This is a genomic window from Rhizobium sp. WYCCWR 11128 (genome assembly GCF_013416305.1).
Classification (GTDB): domain Bacteria; phylum Pseudomonadota; class Alphaproteobacteria; order Rhizobiales; family Rhizobiaceae; genus Rhizobium; species Rhizobium indicum.
Map to the genome: position 1 here is coordinate 313,458 of NZ_JACCEZ010000007.1, position 18,014 is coordinate 331,471.

The 18,014-nt window shown below is 63.2% G+C and carries 21 protein-coding genes; 17 read left to right on the forward strand and 4 right to left on the reverse strand.

The genetic code is table 11. The features are described 5' to 3' along the window. Positions 1-58 precede the first annotated feature (58 nt). The 3 genes from HX898_RS22505 to HX898_RS22515 all read left to right on the forward strand — a co-directional run bounded on the left by HX898_RS22505 (position 59) and on the right by HX898_RS22515 (position 3,491). A complete protein-coding gene (locus HX898_RS22505) occupies positions 59-1,018 on the forward strand; it encodes an SDR family NAD(P)-dependent oxidoreductase (protein ID WP_180195779.1) in 960 nt (319 codons plus the stop codon). Positions 1,019-1,396: 378 nt separating this feature from the next. Further along, positions 1,397-2,800, forward strand: coding sequence for a PLP-dependent aminotransferase family protein (locus HX898_RS22510; RefSeq protein WP_138328480.1), 1,404 nt, complete (start codon positions 1,397-1,399; stop codon positions 2,798-2,800). Between the two features lie 322 nt (positions 2,801-3,122). Next, entirely contained in the window at positions 3,123-3,491 is a 369-nt protein-coding gene (locus HX898_RS22515; RefSeq protein WP_180195808.1) for a DUF983 domain-containing protein, read from the forward strand. Positions 3,492-3,524: 33 nt separating this feature from the next. On the opposite strand, the gene HX898_RS22520 is transcribed toward HX898_RS22515, so the two are convergent. Continuing rightward, entirely contained in the window at positions 3,525-4,418 is an 894-nt protein-coding gene (locus HX898_RS22520) for a LysR family transcriptional regulator (protein ID WP_180195780.1), read from the reverse strand. A gap of 143 nt (positions 4,419-4,561) precedes the next feature. Between HX898_RS22520 and HX898_RS22525 the strand changes: the two genes are divergently transcribed. The 4 genes from HX898_RS22525 to HX898_RS22540 all read left to right on the forward strand — a co-directional run bounded on the left by HX898_RS22525 (position 4,562) and on the right by HX898_RS22540 (position 7,297). Beyond that, on the forward strand, positions 4,562-5,173 hold the full coding sequence (locus tag HX898_RS22525) for a glutathione S-transferase family protein (RefSeq protein WP_138387707.1): 612 nt from the start codon (positions 4,562-4,564) through the stop codon (positions 5,171-5,173). Between the two features lie 62 nt (positions 5,174-5,235). Further along, the gene (locus HX898_RS22530; protein ID WP_180195781.1) at positions 5,236-6,168 is read left to right on the forward strand and encodes a pyridoxamine 5'-phosphate oxidase family protein; all 933 of its coding nucleotides are present in this window, start codon (positions 5,236-5,238) and stop codon (positions 6,166-6,168) included. An 86-nt stretch (positions 6,169-6,254) separates the two neighbouring features. Next, positions 6,255-6,716 carry a nuclear transport factor 2 family protein gene (locus HX898_RS22535; protein WP_180195782.1) on the forward strand — a complete coding sequence of 154 codons (462 nt, stop codon included), beginning with the start codon at positions 6,255-6,257 and terminating at the stop codon, positions 6,714-6,716. Between the two features lie 20 nt (positions 6,717-6,736). Further along, a complete protein-coding gene (locus tag HX898_RS22540; protein WP_180195783.1) occupies positions 6,737-7,297 on the forward strand; it encodes a TetR/AcrR family transcriptional regulator in 561 nt (186 codons plus the stop codon). Positions 7,298-7,426: 129 nt separating this feature from the next. Here HX898_RS22540 and HX898_RS33455 read toward each other — a convergent pair whose 3' ends face one another. After that, positions 7,427-7,558, reverse strand: a complete 132-nt coding sequence (locus HX898_RS33455; RefSeq protein ID WP_281411957.1) for a hypothetical protein — start codon at positions 7,556-7,558, stop codon at positions 7,427-7,429. A 156-nt stretch (positions 7,559-7,714) separates the two neighbouring features. Between HX898_RS33455 and HX898_RS22545 the strand changes: the two genes are divergently transcribed. Both HX898_RS22545 and HX898_RS22550 read left to right on the forward strand, forming a co-directional pair. Beyond that, a complete protein-coding gene (locus tag HX898_RS22545; protein ID WP_180195784.1) occupies positions 7,715-8,419 on the forward strand; it encodes a hypothetical protein in 705 nt (234 codons plus the stop codon). A 51-nt stretch (positions 8,420-8,470) separates the two neighbouring features. Next, positions 8,471-8,776, forward strand: coding sequence for a Dabb family protein (locus HX898_RS22550; protein WP_012756708.1), 306 nt, complete (start codon positions 8,471-8,473; stop codon positions 8,774-8,776). 40 nt (positions 8,777-8,816) lie between these two features. On the opposite strand, the gene HX898_RS22555 is transcribed toward HX898_RS22550, so the two are convergent. Both HX898_RS22555 and HX898_RS22560 read right to left on the reverse strand, forming a co-directional pair. Next, complete coding sequence (locus tag HX898_RS22555) at positions 8,817-9,026, reverse strand: hypothetical protein (RefSeq protein WP_246697963.1); 210 nt, start codon at positions 9,024-9,026, stop codon at positions 8,817-8,819. Beyond that, positions 9,016-10,242: an MFS transporter gene (locus HX898_RS22560; RefSeq protein ID WP_180195785.1), complete on the reverse strand. Its 1,227-nt coding sequence runs from the start codon at positions 10,240-10,242 to the stop codon at positions 9,016-9,018. Before HX898_RS22560 ends, HX898_RS22555 begins: the two co-directional genes overlap by 11 nt. A 372-nt stretch (positions 10,243-10,614) precedes the next feature. On the opposite strand from HX898_RS22560, the gene HX898_RS22565 reads away from it, so the two are divergent. The 8 genes from HX898_RS22565 to HX898_RS22600 all read left to right on the forward strand — a co-directional run bounded on the left by HX898_RS22565 (position 10,615) and on the right by HX898_RS22600 (position 17,840). Next, positions 10,615-10,863, forward strand: coding sequence for a hypothetical protein (locus HX898_RS22565; protein WP_003557930.1), 249 nt, complete (start codon positions 10,615-10,617; stop codon positions 10,861-10,863). Positions 10,864-10,918: 55 nt separating this feature from the next. Further along, positions 10,919-11,590 (forward strand): response regulator transcription factor, encoded by a 672-nt coding sequence (locus tag HX898_RS22570; RefSeq protein ID WP_011651134.1) that lies wholly within the window; start codon positions 10,919-10,921, stop codon positions 11,588-11,590. Next, entirely contained in the window at positions 11,580-12,983 is a 1,404-nt protein-coding gene (locus HX898_RS22575) for a HAMP domain-containing sensor histidine kinase (RefSeq protein WP_138328472.1), read from the forward strand. Before HX898_RS22570 ends, HX898_RS22575 begins: the two co-directional genes overlap by 11 nt. Positions 12,984-13,101: 118 nt before the next feature. Beyond that, complete coding sequence (locus HX898_RS22580) at positions 13,102-13,524, forward strand: hypothetical protein (RefSeq protein WP_138387703.1); 423 nt, start codon at positions 13,102-13,104, stop codon at positions 13,522-13,524. Between the two features lie 152 nt (positions 13,525-13,676). Beyond that, positions 13,677-14,885 (forward strand): c-type cytochrome biogenesis protein CcmI, encoded by a 1,209-nt coding sequence (gene ccmI, locus HX898_RS22585; protein WP_180195786.1) that lies wholly within the window; start codon positions 13,677-13,679, stop codon positions 14,883-14,885. Then, on the forward strand, positions 14,882-15,394 hold the full coding sequence (ccmE, locus tag HX898_RS22590) for a cytochrome c maturation protein CcmE (protein ID WP_138387701.1): 513 nt from the start codon (positions 14,882-14,884) through the stop codon (positions 15,392-15,394). The genes ccmI and ccmE overlap by 4 nt, the downstream gene beginning before the upstream one ends. Further along, positions 15,391-17,388: a heme lyase CcmF/NrfE family subunit gene (locus HX898_RS22595; protein ID WP_180195787.1), complete on the forward strand. Its 1,998-nt coding sequence runs from the start codon at positions 15,391-15,393 to the stop codon at positions 17,386-17,388. The genes ccmE and HX898_RS22595 overlap by 4 nt, the downstream gene beginning before the upstream one ends. Beyond that, entirely contained in the window at positions 17,385-17,840 is a 456-nt protein-coding gene (locus HX898_RS22600) for a cytochrome c-type biogenesis protein (RefSeq protein ID WP_138328467.1), read from the forward strand. The genes HX898_RS22595 and HX898_RS22600 overlap by 4 nt, the downstream gene beginning before the upstream one ends. The last annotated feature ends 174 nt before the right edge of the window (positions 17,841-18,014 follow it).

Consider the following 18,014-nt stretch of genomic DNA (forward strand, 5'->3'; position numbering starts at 1 on the left):
TTATTCTCGCGACCGTCATCCCGAGCGACGGCAACGTCGCAGAACAAAGGTATTTATCATGAATGACAAACAAGTCCCCATCGGCTCCGGATTTGGAGCCCACACGACGGCCGACGAGGTTTTGGCCGGTCTCGATCTTTCCGGCAAGCGCGCCATCGTCACCGGCGGCCATTCCGGCCTCGGGCTCGAGACCACGCGCGCTCTGGCGGGCGCCGGCGCGAAGGTGACCATCGGCGCAAGGAGCATCGAGGCGGCGCGTAGCGCGGTCGCCGGTATCGATGGCGTAGAAATTGATCGGCTCGACCTTTCCGACCTCGAAAGCGTTCGCGCCTTTGCCGAGCGGTTCGTCGCGTCTGGCCGCAGCATCGACATCCTGATCAACAGCGCCGGCATCATGGCGTGCCCGGAAACGCGTGTCGGCGACGGATGGGAGGCACAGTTCGCGACCAATCATCTCGGCCATTTCGCCTTGGTCAACCGCCTTTGGCCGACGATCTCGCCCGGCGCTCGCATCGTTTCGGTTTCCTCCGGTGGCCATCACAACTCGGCCATACGATGGAAGGATGTGCAATTCGAGACCGGTTACGACAAATGGCGGGCCTACGGTCAGTCGAAGACCGCCAACGCACTTTTCGCCGTGCATCTGGACAGGCTCGGGCGCGACACCGGCATCCGCGCCTTCTCGCTGCACCCGGGCAAGATCCTTACCCCCTTGCAGCGCCATCTCTCAAAGGAGGAAATGGTCAGTGCCGGCTGGATCGATGCGGACGGCAATCCGATTGATCCGACATTCAAGACGCCATCCCAGGGGGCCGCCACGCAGGTTTGGGCGGCGACCTCGCCGCAACTCGACGGTATGGGAAGCCTCTATTGTGAGGACTGCGATATCGCCATCCGCGCAACGGCTGGAGAACCGGGCGGCGTCAGCGACCATGCAGCCGATCCCGAGGAGGCGGCACGCCTGTGGATCTTGTCGGCAAGGCTGACCGGCATTGACGCTTTCGCGGCGTACGCCTGAAGCCATAGCGCGCGGCAAACCCTCATCAAGGCGCGCTGAAGACGCTGCCGATTGTCTTGCCGTCCTCGCGCCTCACCCGGGCCTTCCCGGGTGAAAGCCCGATCGGCAAGCCGAGCGGATCGTCAGCACGTCATTGGCGCACACGCTGTCGAAATCGGCCTGCGACAGCGCGGTCGCCGTGCCAGATTGTATTTGCGCAGATAGCAGTCAAATCCGGCGACAATCCGTCATTAAAACGTATCAAGGCGTACGCAAAAGCTGCGCCATTCCGTCCTGCGTCGTTCGCCGGACTTGGCGCGCGACATTTTTCGTGACAGCGGCATTGTGCAACAATATACGGTCAATCTCATCAGGAATCAGACCGACACGGATCACGACATGAAAGACTGGCATCCCGATCTCAGCCGCAGCAGCAGCCCACGTTATATGGCGATCGCCGATGTGATCGAAATGGATCTGCGCAGCGGGCATCTGGTGGTTGGGGACCGGCTGCCGCCGCAACGCGAACTCGCCAAGCGGCTGAACGTCGATTTCACGACGGTGGCGAGAGGTTATGTCGAGGCGCAGAAGCGCGGGCTTGTGGATTCGCATGTCGGCCGAGGCACCTTCGTTACCGGTGGCGCGGACAAGGAGCGCCAGGGATTCGCGCCCGACGCTGCGCCCGATCCCCGCCGCGCCTCGATCGTCGATTTCTCGATGAACATGCCGCCGGAAACGGACGACCCCGAGCTGATCGCCCGCATGCGCGAGGGCATGTCGGCGGTGACGGCGAACCTCATTCCGCTCCTGCGCTACCAGGGTTTCGGCGGCTCCAGCATGGACAAGGAGGCTGCCGCCTCCTGGCTCAGCCGTCGCGGGCTGGTGCCCTCGCAGGAGCGCATCTTCGTCACACCCGGCGCCCATCCGGCCCTGCTGGCGATCTTCGGCTTGCTGGCAAAACCGGGCGAAACCGTGCTTTCGGAAATCATCACCTATCCCGGCATGCGTTCGATCGCCGCCCAGCTGCGGCTCAATCTGGCCGGTCTGCCGATGGACGAGGACGGTATCCTGCCGGACGCCTTTGCCGAGGCCTGCGAAAGATTGAAGCCGAAGGCGCTCTATCTCAATCCGACGCTGCAGAACCCGACGACGCTGACCATCCCGGCCAGGCGCCGCGAGGAGATCTGCGCCGTTGCCCGCAAATATCATGTGCCGATCGTCGAGGACGATGCCTATGGCTTCATTCCGCAGCACGGCCCGGCGCCGCTCGCCGCAACAGCGCCGGATCTCACCTGGCATATCGGCGGACTGGCGAAATGCATCGGCGCGGGTCTGCGCCTTGCCTATGTCGTGGCGCCGGACAGCAAGGCCGTGTGGCCCTTCGTCAGCGCCATGCGCGCCAACAATGTCATGGCCTCGCCACTGACCGTGGCGCTCGCCACCCGCTGGGTCGAGGACGGCACTGCCGATACGATCCTGCGTTTCATTCGCGCCGAGGCCGCCGCCCGCCAGCAAATGGTAGCTGCCATCCTGCCGGCTGGCAGCTACCGCGCCGATCCGATCAGCTTCAACATCTGGCTGCCGCTCTCCAACGGCTGGACCCGCTCCACCTTCGGCAGCCATACCCGTTCTTCCGGCATCGGCGTCGTCGCAAGCGATGCCTTCACGGTCGAGGGCACGGCGCCCGAGGCCGTGCGCGTCTGCCTTGGCGGACCGATCACCCGGGAGAAACTGCAGAGCGCACTGGAATTCATGGCCCATGCGCTGGAAGGCCCGCCCGAAATGGCGGCGTCGTTCTTCTGACGCAGAACCCCGCCTCGAGCTGATCAGGCACGGACGAAATCCGGAAGCGGTCGGGAATCAGATCGGTCGCACCCTAAGCTGTTCGGGCATGGCGAAGCATATCCGTCACGCTCACGTTTGATCCGCCCAGGCTGCCAGGCCTGGCTGCGCCCCAAATGCTTTTTCAGAAATCTGCAGTCAGCTTGCCGCCAGCCTGCGCTGTGAGATCTGCGGCATTCTGACGAATTGACTGGTAACGGTCTTTGAAATGTAATTATATTGCATGCATACATTAAAGGCATTGAATGCATCAATGTTCGCGGTACAGGAAAGCGAAATCGTCATGGACACGGAATATCCCCCACTTCCTCCGATACAGACCGGCATCAGGGGGCGCTGCCCGCGTTGCGGCCAGGGCCATATGTTCAAGGGCTTCCTGACGCTGCAGCTGGAATGCGAGGTCTGCGGTCTCGATTATTCCTTCGCCGATCCGGCTGACGGTCCGGCCTTCTTCGTCATCTGCTTCGCCTGCGTCCCGAGCGTACTGCTCGGCGTCTGGCTGGAGGTGGCCTTTTCGGCGCCGATCTGGGTACAGCTTCTGGTCACCGGTCCCTTCATGCTCGCCACCTGCATTCCGCCGCTGCGGCCGCTGAAGGGCTGGCTGGTCGCCAGCCAGTATTTCTACAAGGCGGAAGAGGGTAAGCTTGCCTAAAGCATGTCGCGCAATCGCGACGCGCTTTAGTGCCTATTTCAGCGTCGCGCGCAGGCGCGGCGTCGCGAAATCGAGCAGCGCCCGCAGTTTCAGCGGCACCAGTCCCTGCGCGGGATAGACGAGATGCACCGGGGCCGGCGGCGGTTCGAAATCTTGGAGCAGCGGCACCAGCAGGCCGGCCATCTCGGCGCCTGCGGCCTGGTAGGAGAGCACGCGGGTGATGCCGAGGCCGGCGACAGCCGCATCGACCGCGGCCTCGGCGGTGTTGACCGCAAGCCGTGAGCGGATCGGCACGGCGAGATCATGTTTCCCCTCGGTGAATGTCCAGCTCAGCATCGAGGCCATACCCTCGAAGCTGACGCAGTCATGCCGAGCGAGATCGCCTGGATGCCGGGGGTGGGCGTGCCGCGTCAGATAATCCGGGCTGGCATAGACCGTACGGCGGATCGCGCCGAGCCTTGTGGCGATCAGGTTGCTGTCCGGCAGGTTGCCGATCCTCAGCGCCACGTCGATATGATCCTCGACGAAGTTCGACAGCCGGTCGCCAAGCATCAGCCGCAGATTGATATCGGGATAGGCTTTCAGGAAATCCACCACCACAGGCAGGACATGCAGCCGCCCGAAGACGATCGGCGCGGTCATCGTCAACTCGCCCTTCGGGGCGCTGTATTCGCCGGCCGCCGTCCGCTCCGCCTCTTCCACCCGATCGAGAATTTCCCGCGCCGCCTCGACATAGGAGCGGCCGGCTTCCGTCAGCGTAATCTTCCGGTTGCTCCGCTGCAGCAGCTGGGCGTTGAGATGTGTTTCCAGTTCCGAAACCTTGCGGCTGACGGTTGCGAGCGGCGATCGAAGATGCCGTGAGGCGGCCGACAGGCTGCCCTGTTCGACAACGGCAAGAAGCACGGTCATGGCGTCGAGGCGGTCCATGTTATCCTTCCATGAATTGGTAAGATGCCTTCCAGATTAGCATTCTACTGCAGCCAGGTGGAAGGCAGTAAATTGCACCGCAGATGGTTCGAAGCGGCCATCGCCAACCGCATCCCGTCGATTAGAAGACCAGAGGAACCATCATGAAACTCTACCATCACCCGCTTTCCGGCCATGCGCACCGGGCTCACCTGTTCCTGTCGCTGCTTGGCGTGCCCTATGAACTGGTCGAGGTCGACCTGGCGGCTGGCGCTCACAAGGCGCCGGACTTTCTGAAGCTCAATCCCTTTGGCCAGGTGCCGGTGCTCGACGACAACGGCACGGTCATTGCCGATTCCTCCGCCATCCTCGTCTATCTCGCGCGCAAATACGGCCGCACCGACTGGCTGCCGGAAGAGGCGGTGGCCGCGGCGCGGATACAGAAATGGCTCTCGGTTGCATCAGGCGAGATCGCCTACGGACCCTGTGCCGCGCGCCTGGTCACCGTCTTCGGCGCCGATTTCCGCACCGACGAGGTGATCGCCCGGGCGCACCGCATTCTGGCGCTGATCGAGGCGGAGCTCCACGGCCGCAGCTTCCTGCTCGGCGACAATCCTGTGATCGCCGACATCGCGCTCTACAGCTACATCGCCAATGCGCCGGAAGGCAATGTCGATATCTCGGCCTATCCAAGCGTTCGTGCCTGGCTTGCGCGCATCGAGGCGCTGCCGGGTTTCGTCGGTTTTCGCAAGACCAAGATCGGCCTTGCCGCGTGAGAAACCGCCAGGGCAGGGACGCTGCCCCGGTTCCCCCAAATGTTGCCCTGAAGGAGGCCGTGATGCTGGAACAGACAAGACAGGACGCCACATCGCCCTGGCATGCGGGCGAACTCGCCATGCAGCGCAGCGTCGGTGTCGCCGAACGCATGGACGGGCCGGGCCGGAATTTCGTCCGCAAGGCCATGCCGGAGCAGCATCGCGCCTTCTTTCCGATGCTGCCTTTCGTCGTGCTCGGCGCGGTCGATGCCAAGGGCGATGTCTGGGCAACGGTCAGGGCCGAGCGCCCTGGTTTTATGGCCTCGCCGGAGCCGGAGATTCTCGATGTGCGCCTGCCGCGCGACGCAGCCGATCCTGCCGATGCCGGCATGGAGGATGGCGACGCGATTGGAATGCTCGGCATCCAGCTCGAGACCCGGCGGCGCAACCGGCTGAACGGCGTGATCCACAGGACGGATGCTGGAGCTTTCCAGGTACGCGTCGGCCAGAGCTTCGGCAATTGCCCGCAATATATCCAGCTTCGCTCCTCCGCCTTCGTCCGCGATCCCGATGTGCCCACAGCGATGCTGCCGCTTCACTCCGCCCAGCTCGACGATCGGGCGCTAGGGATGATCGAGGGTGCGGATACCTTCTTTGTTGCCTCCTATGTCGACCGGGAGAATGGCGAGCGGCAGGTGGACGTGTCCCACCGCGGCGGCAATGCCGGCTTCGTGCGTGTCGGCGTCGACGGCGTGCTGACCGTTCCCGATTTTCCCGGCAATCGGTTCTTCAACACGCTGGGTAATTTCCTCGTCAACCCGAAGGCGGGGCTGGTCTTCATCGATTTCGAAACCGGCGACATGCTGCAGATGACGGGCAGGGTCGAGGTGCTGCTGGATTCGCCCGAGGTCGTCACCTTTCAACGGGCGGAAAGGCTGTGGCGTTTCACGCCGGAAGAGATCGTGCTTCGCCCGGATGCCCTGCCGCTGCGGTGGAATCTGCCGCCCGGCCTTTGAGAAATACCGCCTCGAAGCGGGTTGCCAATCATTGTACCGATCAGTACAATGATAACCGCTTAGTACAGGAGCGCCTCGGAGAACCTATGTCCAGCCTCGTCCCGCCTTTCACCCTTGAGACCGCCACCCAGAAAGTCCGTCTTGCCGAGGACGGCTGGAACAGCCGTGATCCCGAGCGCGTCTCGCTCGTCTATACGCCGGACAGCCGCTGGCGGAACCGCGCCGAATTCATCACCGGCCGTGCCGAGATCGTCGCCTTCCTCACCCGCAAATGGGCAAAGGAGCTGGATTACCGGCTGATCAAGGAGATCTGGGCCTTCGCCGATCATCGCATCGCCGTGCGCTTCGCCTATGAATGGCACGATGACAGCGGCAACTGGTTCCGCTCCTATGGCAACGAGAACTGGGAATTCGACGCCGCCGGTTTGATGCAGCGCCGCTTCGCCTGCATCAACGACCTGCCGATCCGGGAGTCGGAGCGCAACTACCATTGGCCGCTCGGCCGGCGGCCGGACGAGCATCCCGGTCTGACCGAACTCGGCCTCTAAACAAGCCAAGGAAGCCGTGGGTGAAGACCATCTACGAACGCGCCGACATCGTGCCGCTGCTCGCCGAAATCTTCCGCGAACTCGGCTATGAGGGCACGTCGCTCAGCCGCATCACCGAACGCACCGGCATCGGCAAGGGCAGCCTTTACCACTTCTTCCCCGGCGGCAAGGAGGAGATGGCGGGCGCAGTGCTCGCCGACGTCGATGCCTGGTTCGAACATGCGATCTATCAGCCGTTGAGAGAGGGCGACGCCCATCAGGCGATCGCGGCGATGTGGACTGATGTGAACGATTATTTCCGCTCCGGGGGCCGCATCTGCCTCGTCGGTGCCTTCGCGGTTGACGAGACCCGGGAACGGTTTTCGGCAGCGATCGGCGACTATTTCGTCCGCTGGATCGACGCCTTGCGTTCGGCGCTGATGCGGGCAGGCTGCCCTGAGGGGGAGGCTCAAGCGCTCGCCGAGGAGGGCGTCTCCGGTATTCAGGGCGCGCTGGTGCTGTCGCGTGCGCTTGATGATAAGATGGTTTTCACCCGATCATTGGACACGCTGGCGAAACGGCTGGATGCTGTAATGCGATGAGGGGCGTTCAAACCGCTGGGACGTTTATTGCACCTGTGAAAAATTCACCCGGCCACGATTGACTGGCCGGGGCATTGATCGGGCGCTGGGCGGCGCTCGAGCTTACTTCGGTACCGCTTTGCGTCTATTTCAGCGTTGTTGTAGAGGCTGCTGGGCCGGGCGCGTATTTTCCCGTTCAGGGCGAACCTGGCGCCATTCGTTTTCCATCTGGTCGACAACATGCTGGGGAATGGTGGTCTGGGTATTGGCGGGCGTCTGCATCGGAAGTCTCCTCTTTTCGTGGTAAGGCTTCAGGGCAGTAAGATGCATTGCACAAGACAAAAGACGTGTAAATCAGTGGCTTAAACACTTTAAACGATTAAATTGAATTTAATCGATTAAGATAGTTTTAACCTTGATATTTGAGGGAAGCGCGGAATGGTTGTCCACATGGACCGGGCATTCTTTTTCGATACGGTACGGCACGGACTCTTCAAGGGAAACCTGACTCAGCCTCAGGTAGTGGGCATCACGGCGATCCTCGACGCCTGGGAAGAACGGTTTGCCGATGCCGACCGGCGGTGGCTCGCCTATATCCTTGCAACCGCTTACCACGAGACCGCCTATACGATGCAGCCGGTGCGTGAGACATTGGCGGAAAGCGATGCGCGCGCGGTCGAGATCCTGGAGACGGCCTTTGCCGCAGGCCGGCTCTCCTGGGTGAAGACGCCCTACTGGCGGCCGGACGAGGATGGCTGCAGCTGGCTCGGCCGCGGCCTGGTGCAGCTCACCCATAAGCGGAACTATGAGGCGATGAGCGTGCTGACGGGGATCGACCTCGTTGCCTATCCCGACCGGGCGATGGAGATGGATGCGGCGGTGACGATCCTGATCGAAGGCATGCTGCAGGGCAGCTTTACCGGCCACAAGCTCGCCGATCATCTGAACGCGACGACCGCGGACTGGGTGAATGCGCGCCGCATCGTCAACGGCACCGACCGGGCGGAAAAGCTGGCAAGCTATGCCATGGTCTTCGATGCGGCGATACGTCCCGATGCGGCCCGTGGCATGCTCGCGCGGTTGAAGGCCTGGGGCGCGCATGTTATCGCCCGGCTGATAGCTGGAGCACGGCGCGTCCGATAGGATGCGCCAGGGGCGCTCCATCATTTTGATAAATCTGACAGGAGCTTCAGCGTGATCCGTCATATCGTCTTCTTCACCGTGCAGGAGGAACATCTGCAGGAGGTGAGGGCCGGGCTTTCTATACTGACCGGCATTCCGCATGCGCGGCTGCTGGAAATCGGCACCAATGTGAAGACCGATCAGCTGGGCACCGAGATCGATCTCGTGGTCTATGGCGAATTCGACGATGAGGCGGCCCTTGCCGCCTACAAGGCGCATCCCGATTATCAGCTCTCGATCGATCGCGTGCGGCCGCTCCGGGAAAAGCGCATCGCCGCCGACTACGATAACCGCACGGCAGTGACGCGGCCGCTCTGACTGGCGCAAGCGTTCGGCCACGCTGTATTCCATTAAAATTTCAAATGGATGAATGATTTTCCGGATTCGGATCGCTGCGAAGCTGACTCGGCTTCTGAGCCACCGGGTTCAACTTTCGAAAAAGCGGCGGCAAGCGATTCAAAAGATTCGTCAAAAGGTGCTGCTGGTTCATGGTCTGGCTGCCGCAGCGGTTGCGGCGCGCGGGCGAAAAGCCGCTCTCGTCCATGCGTGGATGATAATCAGGAGACATTAAGAATGGCTGATTCCGATGCGTGGGCGCCGCGCACCAGCGCCATCAGCATCAGCACGAAGATGAGCGACAATGCCGCCAGAACGGCGCAGGCGGCGAGCGCCGGGCCGGTGCCGGCGCGGTCGAGGATGGCGGTGAAGATGACGGGGGCGATGGCGTTGGCGAGATTCTGCGGCAGCGACAGCCGGGCCGATTGCAGTCCGAATTCGCGCGGTGAGAACAGCGCCAGCGGCAGCAGCGCGCGGGCGACGGTCATGACGCCGGTGCCGAACCCGTAGAACAGGACGAAGGTGACGAGCAGCGGTGTCGACGGGCTGGCAACCAGCATAATAACGAAGCTGATCATCATCAGGCTGATGCCCATCGCCGCGCTGAGCATGGGGTTGCCGCGCCGGCCGAGCAGCATGTCGAGGAAACGTGCCGAGATGCCGAGGATGCCGCGTGCCGAGCCGAGCTGTAGCGCAAAGACCGGCGAAGCGCCGGACTGGCGGAAGATTTCGAGCAGCGATGGCGAGATGCCGAAAGTGACGAAGGTCGAGATCGTCGTTGCCGCGGCGATCAGCAGGAAGGCTTTGCGCTGCTTGGCCTTCGACAGCGGCACCGGAGCGATTTCGGCTGTGCCGCCATCGACATGTGTTGCAATCGGCTTCGGCAGGGCGAAAAGATGCAGCGGCAGGCAGATGAAGAATTGTAGCGCCGCACAGACCAGGAAGGTGAGGCGCCAGCCGACCGCCTCGTTGAGCAGGCTGAGGATCGGCCAGAAGATGGCGCTCGAAAGCCCGGTGAACAGCATCAGGATGGCGATGACGCGTTTGCCGTTCGTTCCTTCGCGCTCGACGACGGCGGTATAGGCCGGCGCCGACAGGCCAAATGCGCCGCCGATGCCGATGATGATCCAGGCGCTGGCATAAAGCACGATGCCGTTTGCGGCGGCAAGCAGAAGCAGGCCAAGCGCAAAGGTCAGCGAGGCGGCCGAAAGCACCCGGGCAGCACCATAGCGGCCGAGCCATCGGCCGGTCGCCGGACTGACAATGGCGCTGACCACCATCATGATCGTCAGGCCGGCAAACACCACTTCGTTCGCCAGGCCGAGATCCGGCGCCACGACGCGGCCCATGACCCCGAGCATGTCGAACGTCGTGCCCCAGCCGATCAGCTGGGTAACGGCAAGGACGGAGACCGTCTGCGCCGAGCGGAAGCGGGAGGATTCTGGCATTGGTGCTGAAACGGTCTGAAATGGGGGCAGCAAGGACATAACAGGTTCAACCGGCCGGTGAAAGCTGCGGTCGGCGGAAAACGGAACGCGCGGCCGATTCGCAGACAAAGACTGTGGTGTCGGTCCCGCGGCTTCCCGCCTTCATGAGAGGTGATGAAGAACGCATGGATCCCAAGCCTGGAGGGCATCGTTTTTAGACGCGACGGCGGCCGCCGGAGCTTGCCGTGGCGGCGGTTGCCAGGCGTTGAAACAGGCTGTCCCGAACAGTCGAGAACAGTTCTAAACACCCTGCATTACAGCGCATTCATTTGCCATTCAGGTCGCGTGAGTACATATTCGGGGCAAGTTGGCATTACCTTGAAAGCATAACACATGGCCTTTCCTCTGAGCGTCGCAGCATTGGCCGCCGGACTGGTGGTATCGGCGCCCTCACCGGACGCCACGAGCACTTTTGTCGTGCGTATCGGAGGCGATTGCAGCGCCGCCGCAGCCCAGGTCGTCGAGCAGACCGGCGGCCAGCTGCTGTCCGTGCAACCGGTGGGCGATACCTGCATCATCACCGTTCTTGTGCAGGGCAATGGACAGCGCCCACGCAAAGTCACGGTAAAGGTTCCGATGTAGGCGGAATCGGCTTATTCAGGACATTGATTGATTTGAAGCGGACGAAGGCGGACCGATGCGCATCCTGGTAGTCGAAGACGACGTTAATCTGAACCGGCAGCTGGCCGACACGCTGAAGGAGGCGGGCTATGTCGTCGACCAGGCGTTCGATGGCGAGGAAGGCCATTTCCTCGGCGACACCGAACCCTATGACGCCATCATCCTCGATATCGGCCTGCCGGAGTTGGACGGGGTCACCGTTCTAGAAAAATGGCGTGGCGCCGGCCGCGGCGTGCCGGTGCTGATCCTGACGGCCCGCGACCGCTGGAGCGACAAGGTCGCTGGCATCGACGCCGGTGCCGACGACTACGTCACCAAGCCCTTCCATGTCGAGGAAGTGCTGGCCCGCATTCGGGCGCTGATCCGGCGTGCGGCCGGGCATTCCTCATCCGAGATCATCTGCGGACCGGTGCGGCTCGATACCAAATCCTCGAAGGCGACGGTCAACGGCGCGACGCTGAAGCTGACCTCGCACGAATATCGCCTGCTTTCCTATCTCATGCACCACATGGGCGAGGTCGTTTCGCGCACGGAACTGGTCGAGCATATGTACGACCAGGATTTCGACCGTGATTCCAACACGATCGAGGTCTTCGTCGGCCGCCTGCGCAAGAAAATGGGGGTCGATCTGATCGAAACGGTGCGCGGTCTCGGTTATCGTATCCAAGCCCCGAAACATGCGAATTAAGTCGCTCACCGCACGTGTGTTGCTGTTGACCACGGTCTGGTCGACGGTGGCGCTGGTGGTGATCGGCCTCTTGATCTCCACCCTCTACCGCAAGAGCGCCGAACGCGGTTTCCAGGATCTGTTGCGGGCGCAGCTCTATAACGTCATCAATTCGGTGACGATCGGCGATCAGGGCGCGCTGAGCGGCAGCCCGCAGCTCGGCGACCTGCGTTTTGCCCAGCCGAAGACCGGCTGGTACTGGGTGGTGGAGCCGCTCGGCACCTATACGACCGCACCGCTGGTCTCGCCTTCGCTCGGCTCGGCGCTCATTCCGGTTCCCTCGGTCGTCGAGGCGCCCTTCGACAAGAATTACGAGCGCTACTATCAGGTGACGGATGCTTCCGGAAACCGCGTGCAGGTGGCCGAGACCGAAGTGGTGCTCGATACCGACGGCCGCGCGGCGCGCGTCCGCGTCACCGGCAATGTCGATGTCGTCGAAGACGACGTGCGCACCTTTTCCCACAGCCTCTATCTGGCGCTCGCCGGTTTCGGCGTCGGCAGCCTGATCGTCAACGCGCTGGCGATTCTCTACGGCCTGAAGCCGCTCGACAAGGCACGCGCCGCGCTGGAGCGCATCCGCGCCGGTGAAAGCGAACAGTTGAAAGGCGACTTCCCGCGTGAAATCCTGCCGCTCGCCAACGAGGTGAACGCGCTGATCGACAGCAACCGGCGCATCGTCGAGCGGGCCCGCATGCAGGTCGGCAATCTCGCGCATTCGCTGAAGACGCCGATCGCCGTGCTTCTCAACGAGGCGCGCGTCCTGGAGAAATCCCATGGTGAGCTGGTGCGCAGCCAGGCGGAAGCGATGCAGGGGCAGGTGCAGTCCTATCTCAATCGGGCGCGTATCGCCGCGCAGCGCGAATCCGTGCTTGCCCGCACCGATGCCGAGCCGGCGCTGGAGCGGCTGGTGCGCGTCATGCGCCGGCTGAACGTCGATACCGAATTCGATCTCGTCGTCTCGCCGCCGCATCTGGCCGTTGCCATGGAGCAGCAGGATCTCGAGGAGACCGTCGGCAATCTCCTGGAAAATGCGGCGCGTTTTGCCAAAAGCCGGGTGCGGCTTTCGGCCATCGAGGCCGGCGAGGATGTGAAGGGGGTGGAGGCGAGCGGGCGCCGCCACTGGGTGGAACTCGCCGTCGAGGATGACGGGCCGGGCCTGGAGCCGGATCAGATCCGCGAGGCGTTGAAGCGCGGCCGCAGGCTCGACGAAAGCAAGCCCGGAACCGGGCTCGGCCTTTCGATCGTCACCGAGATTTCCAATGAGTACCAGGGACGGCTCGAGCTTTCCCGTGGTGAATGGGGCGGGCTGAAGGCGAAGCTTATCCTGCCTGGCGTCACAAAGGATGTTGCATGAGCAACTGCTTGATGTCACAAAGATACTGGCAAATGTATAGCATGCTTTGCCTTAATGCTGACACGGGGACGCTGCACTTCGATCGGCTGAAATTGACCCCTGATCGTGGTTCGACGCAATGATTTTACGCTCGCAAGGCATGATCGCTTCCGCTCTTCTCGTCGCCGTCGCGCTATCCGGCTGCACGACGACGAAGAGTGCTGCTTCGCGCGGCGTATTTTCGAGCAAGCCCTCGGCATCGGCCGCCTTCATCACCGCGCTGCAGGGCGGCATCGTCGGCCGCAGCGGCGTGAGCTTGAACGACAGCGACAAGCAGCGGGCGCTCGAGGCGGAATATCGGGCGCTGGAAGGCGCCGCCGTCGGCCAGCCGGTGCTCTGGACCGGCAAGGACGTGACCGGCAAGGTGGTGGCGGCGGCACCCTATCAGGTCGGTTCGCAGAACTGCCGGCAATATACCCACACGCTGACCGTCGACGGCAAGGACACGGTGGCGCGCGGCGCTGCCTGCCGCAACGACGACGGCAGCTGGTCGCCGCTCTGAATTGCGGCCAATAGAGCGCCGCGCGTCCGACAGGACGCGCTAAGGACGCTCTATCACTTTAAATGGCGCATAATGCTTTCCGAAAATCGATTCCGATTCTCGGGGTTATGCGCTAGCCTCAAATCTTCGTCATTCCGGCTTTGGCAGTTGGAATGACGGCGCGCTTCACGTATTTGGGCGACATGCTGTTCTGGATTCTCGTTGCCGCTTTGACGGCAGCCCTCGCCGTCATCCTGCTCTACCCCCTTCTGCGCGGAGCGAAGGCGGCGGATAATATCCGTGCGGGGGAGGCGGCGGTCTATCGCGACCAGTTGCGCGAACTCGACCGCGATCTCAATGGCGGGCTGATCACCCCGGAGGAGGCTGATTACGCCAGGGCGGAAATCGGCCGGCGGCTGATCGCCGTCTCTGCCGACGAGCCGGAGCAAACGCCGAAACCCGCCCGGCATCACCGTTTCACCGAAGCCTTCGTTCTCCTGGTCCTGCCGGTTCTCGGGCTCTGTCTTTATTTGACGACGGGCAGGCCGGACCTGCCCTCGCAGCCGCTCGAAGCGCGGCTGGAAAATCCTGGCAACGACGTGGCGGTGCTGATCGCCAAGGCGGAACGGCACTTGGCTGAGAAGCCCGATGACGGCAAGGGCTGGGACGTGCTGGCGCCGATCTATTTCCGCACGATGCGCGTCAACGATGCGCAACTGGCCTATCGCAATGCCATCCGGCTTCTCGGCCCGAGCCCCGTCCGGCTCGACGGCCTTGCCGAGACGCTGATGGCGGTCTCCGACGGCGTGGTGACGGAAGAGGCGCGGCAGGTGCTGGAACAATCGCTGACGCTCGAACCTGACAATCCGCGCGCCCGCTTCTATATCGCCCTCAGCATGGAGCAGGCGGGACTGCCGAACGAGGCGCGCCAGGCCTTCGAGGCGCTGGCAAAACAATCGCCATCAGATGCGCCCTGGCTGCCGCTGGTTAACCAGCATATCGCCATGAACGGCGGCGCGCCGGCCGGCACTGATCCGGCTGCCCCGGGCGCCAATCCTGCTGCCCCGGGCGCGAATCCGGCGACCCCCGGCAATCCGACGCAGCAAGACGTGGCGGCGGCGGAGAATATGAGCGCCGGCGACCGGCAGCTGATGATCCGCGGCATGGTCGAGAGCCTCGACGCCAAGCTCAGCGAGGATCCGAACAATTTCGAGGGCTGGATACGGCTCGTCCGCTCTTACGCCGTATTGAACGACAAGGATCGCGCCGCCGGCGCCTTGAAGCGTGGGCTTGCGGCCTTTCCGCCGCCCGGCGAACAGGGCAGGCAATTGCTGGCGCTTGCCAGGGAACTCGGCATAGCCACGGAGGGAGCGACGCAATGACGCGCAAGCAGAAGCGCCTCGCGGTGATTGCGGGCGGCATGGGCTTCATCCTCGCCGCCGTGCTGCTGGTGATGTTCGCCTTCAGCCAGTCGGTCGCCTACTTCTACATGCCGGCCGATCTCGCCAAGACGCCGGTGGCGCCGGAAACCCGCATCCGCCTCGGCGGGCTGGTCGGTGAGGGCAGTGTCGTGCGCGGCACCGGCTCGACGGTGGAGTTTGCCGTCACCGACGGCAGCACCAATGCCGTGAAGGTCAAATATACCGGCATCCTTCCCGATCTCTTCCGCGAGGGGCAGGGTGTCGTCACCGAAGGCATGTTCGCCGCTGGAACGAACGTCTTCGTCGCCGACACCGTACTTGCCAAGCATGATGAGACCTATATGCCGAAGGATGTGGCCGACAGGCTGAAATCCCAGGGGCTGTGGAAGGAAGGCCAAGGCCAGGAAAACCCGGGGAAGGAAGCTCAGGGCCAGGAAGTAAAGGGACAGCAAGTGAAGGCAACGCCATGATCATCGAGATCGGCCATTACGCGCTGGTGCTGGCGCTGGCAACGGCGCTCATCCTCTCCATCGTGCCGGTGATCGGAGCCCGTCGTCATGACCGGGCGATGATGGATGTGGCGACGGTCGGCTCGCTGGCGATGTTTGCGCTCGTGGCCTTCTCCTTCGGTGTGCTGACCTATGCCCATGTCGTCTCGGATTTCTCGGTCGAGAACGTCTGGGAGAATTCGCATTCGCTGGTGCCGCTGCTCTACAAATATTCCGGCGTCTGGGGCAATCACGAGGGATCGATGATGCTCTGGCTGTTGATCCTGACGCTGTTCAGCGCGCTGGTCGCCATCTTCGGCCGCAATCTGCCGGAGACGCTGAAAGCCAACGTATTGGCCGTGCAAGCCTGGATTTCGGTCGCCTTCACGCTGTTCATCCTTTTGACCTCCAATCCCTTCCTCCGACTCGATCCGGCGCCGGCCGAGGGCCGCGATCTCAACCCGGTTCTTCAGGATGTCGGCCTCGCGATCCATCCGCCGCTGCTCTATCTCGGTTATGTCGGCTTCTCCGTCTGCTTCTCCTTTGCCGTTGCGGCCCTCCTGGAAGGACGCATCGACGCCGCCTGGGCACGCTGGGTGCGGCCCTGGACGCTGGCTGCCTGGACCTTTCTGACACTCGGCATCGCCATGGGCTCCTACTGGGCCTATTACGAACTCGGCTGGGGCGGCTGGTGGTTCTGGGACCCGGTGGAAAACGCCTCCTTCATGCCGTGGCTCGCCGGCACCGCACTGCTGCATTCGGCGCTTGTCATGGAAAAGCGCGAGGCGCTGAAAATCTGGACGGTGCTGCTCGCGATTCTCACCTTCTCGCTGTCGCTGATGGGCACCTTCCTGGTGCGCTCCGGCGTGCTGACCTCGGTGCATGCCTTTGCCAGCGATCCCTCCCGCGGCGTCTTCATTCTCTGCATCCTGCTGATCTTCATCGGCGGGGCGCTGTCGCTCTTCGCCTTCCGCGCGCCGAAGCTGTCGACCGGCGGGCTGTTTGCGCCGATTTCACGCGAGGGCGCACTCGTCGTCAACAATCTGATCCTGACCGTCGCCTGCGGCACGGTGCTCACAGGCACGCTCTATCCGCTGCTGCTGGAAACGCTGACCGGCGACAAGATTTCCGTCGGAGCGCCCTTCTTCAACCTGACCTTCGGCCTGCTGATGGCGCCGCTGATCGTCATCGTGCCCTTCGGGCCGATGCTTGCCTGGAAGCGCGGCGATCTGCTCGGCGCCCTGCAGCGGCTCTATGTCGTCGCAGGTCTGGCCTTCCTTGCCGCGGTGGTCTTCTTCTACATCCAACATGGCGGGCCGGTGCTTTCGGTGCTCGGCCTCGCTGCCGGGCTGTTCCTGATCCTCGGTGCGGTCGCCGATCTCTGGTACCGCGCCGGCATCGGCAAGGTCGCAGGCCGTCTCGCCTGGCGCCGGCTGTCCGGCCTGCCGCGTTCGGCCTTTGGCACGGCTCTTGCCCATGCCGGGCTCGGCGTCACCGTGCTCGGCATCGTTGCGGTGACGACGTTCGAGAGCGAGTATGTCATCGAGATGAAGCCCGGTGAGGTGACCGAGGCCGGCGGTTACAGCCTGCATTTCGACGGCATGCAGCCGGCGACCGGGCCGAATTATACCGAGGACCGCGGCCACTTCACCATCCGGCGTGCCGGCGTCGCGGTTGCCGATACTTGGTCGGCCAAGCGCCTCTATACCGCTCGGCAGATGCCGACGACGGAGGCGGGCATCCTGACCTTCGGGCTCAGCCAGCTCTATGTGTCGCTCGGTGACGCCACCAAGGACGGCGGCATTGTCGTGCGCATCTGGTGGAAGCCGTTTATTCTCTGCATCTGGGGCGGAGCGGTATTCATGGCCTTCGGCGGCCTGGTCTCGCTCAGCGACCGGCGCCTGCGTGTCGGCGCCCCGCGCCGCAAGGCGAAGCCGGCAAGGCCGGCAGCTCCCGCAATGGAGCCGGCGGAATGATGCGGCGTCTGCTCCTGGCTCTTGCTTTGCTGCTGATGGCGGCCCCCGCCTTCGCCGTCAATCCGGACGAGGTGCTGGCCGATCCGGCGCTCGAGGCGCGCGCCCGCGCCCTTTCGGCGGAACTGCGCTGCATGGTCTGCCAGAACCAGTCGATCGACGATTCCAATGCCGATCTGGCCAAGGACCTGCGCCTGCTGGTGCGCGAGCGCATCACCGATGGCGACAGCGACGAGGCGGTGCTGAACTATATCGTCTCGCGCTACGGCGAGTTCGTGCTCTTGAAGCCGCGTGTCAGCATGAAGACGGTGCTGCTCTGGGGTGCGCCGGTGCTGCTGGTGCTGGCCGGCGGGCTGTCACTGCTGGTCTTTGCGCGCAAGAGGGCCGGCAAGCCGACCGGCAGCAAGCTGACGGCAGACGAGCAGGCGAAGCTGAGCGAGCTTCTGAAGAAATAATCGACCCAGGCAGCCGGCAGCGGGCATTTCTGGCCGCCAGAGAAGCCGTCGGCACGTTTGGCCGAAAGCAAACCTTGCAAACATTACCAACTTTTCATTGGCCGGACAGTTCGCAGTAAGGTGCGGCGTCCTATATCTTTACTCATCGACTGATCCGGCGCCGCCGGTATGAAG

Excerpts from the sequence above, each read along its gene's own strand:
- HX898_RS22570 (WP_011651134.1), top strand. The coding sequence starts at position 10,919 with ATGCGCATCCTGGTAGTCGAAGACGACGTTAATCTGAACCGGCAGCTG.
- HX898_RS22535 (WP_180195782.1), top strand. The coding sequence starts at position 6,255 with ATGTCCAGCCTCGTCCCGCCTTTCACCCTTGAGACCGCCACCCAGAAA.
- ccmI (WP_180195786.1), top strand. The coding sequence starts at position 13,677 with ATGACGGCGCGCTTCACGTATTTGGGCGACATGCTGTTCTGGATTCTC.
- HX898_RS22510 (WP_138328480.1), top strand. The coding sequence starts at position 1,397 with ATGAAAGACTGGCATCCCGATCTCAGCCGCAGCAGCAGCCCACGTTAT.
- HX898_RS33455 (WP_281411957.1), bottom strand. The coding sequence starts at position 7,558 with ATGCAGACGCCCGCCAATACCCAGACCACCATTCCCCAGCATGTTGTC.
- HX898_RS22600 (WP_138328467.1), top strand. The coding sequence starts at position 17,385 with ATGATGCGGCGTCTGCTCCTGGCTCTTGCTTTGCTGCTGATGGCGGCC.
- HX898_RS22560 (WP_180195785.1), bottom strand. The coding sequence starts at position 10,242 with ATGCCAGAATCCTCCCGCTTCCGCTCGGCGCAGACGGTCTCCGTCCTT.
- ccmE (WP_138387701.1), top strand. The coding sequence starts at position 14,882 with ATGACGCGCAAGCAGAAGCGCCTCGCGGTGATTGCGGGCGGCATGGGC.
- HX898_RS22530 (WP_180195781.1), top strand. The coding sequence starts at position 5,236 with ATGCTGGAACAGACAAGACAGGACGCCACATCGCCCTGGCATGCGGGC.
- HX898_RS22515 (WP_180195808.1), top strand. The coding sequence starts at position 3,123 with ATGGACACGGAATATCCCCCACTTCCTCCGATACAGACCGGCATCAGG.
- HX898_RS22575 (WP_138328472.1), top strand. The coding sequence starts at position 11,580 with ATGCGAATTAAGTCGCTCACCGCACGTGTGTTGCTGTTGACCACGGTC.
- HX898_RS22545 (WP_180195784.1), top strand. The coding sequence starts at position 7,715 with ATGGTTGTCCACATGGACCGGGCATTCTTTTTCGATACGGTACGGCAC.
- HX898_RS22565 (WP_003557930.1), top strand. The coding sequence starts at position 10,615 with ATGGCCTTTCCTCTGAGCGTCGCAGCATTGGCCGCCGGACTGGTGGTA.
- HX898_RS22525 (WP_138387707.1), top strand. The coding sequence starts at position 4,562 with ATGAAACTCTACCATCACCCGCTTTCCGGCCATGCGCACCGGGCTCAC.
- HX898_RS22595 (WP_180195787.1), top strand. The coding sequence starts at position 15,391 with ATGATCATCGAGATCGGCCATTACGCGCTGGTGCTGGCGCTGGCAACG.
- HX898_RS22555 (WP_246697963.1), bottom strand. The coding sequence starts at position 9,026 with ATGTCTCCTGATTATCATCCACGCATGGACGAGAGCGGCTTTTCGCCC.
- HX898_RS22505 (WP_180195779.1), top strand. The coding sequence starts at position 59 with ATGAATGACAAACAAGTCCCCATCGGCTCCGGATTTGGAGCCCACACG.
- HX898_RS22580 (WP_138387703.1), top strand. The coding sequence starts at position 13,102 with ATGATTTTACGCTCGCAAGGCATGATCGCTTCCGCTCTTCTCGTCGCC.
- HX898_RS22520 (WP_180195780.1), bottom strand. The coding sequence starts at position 4,418 with ATGGACCGCCTCGACGCCATGACCGTGCTTCTTGCCGTTGTCGAACAG.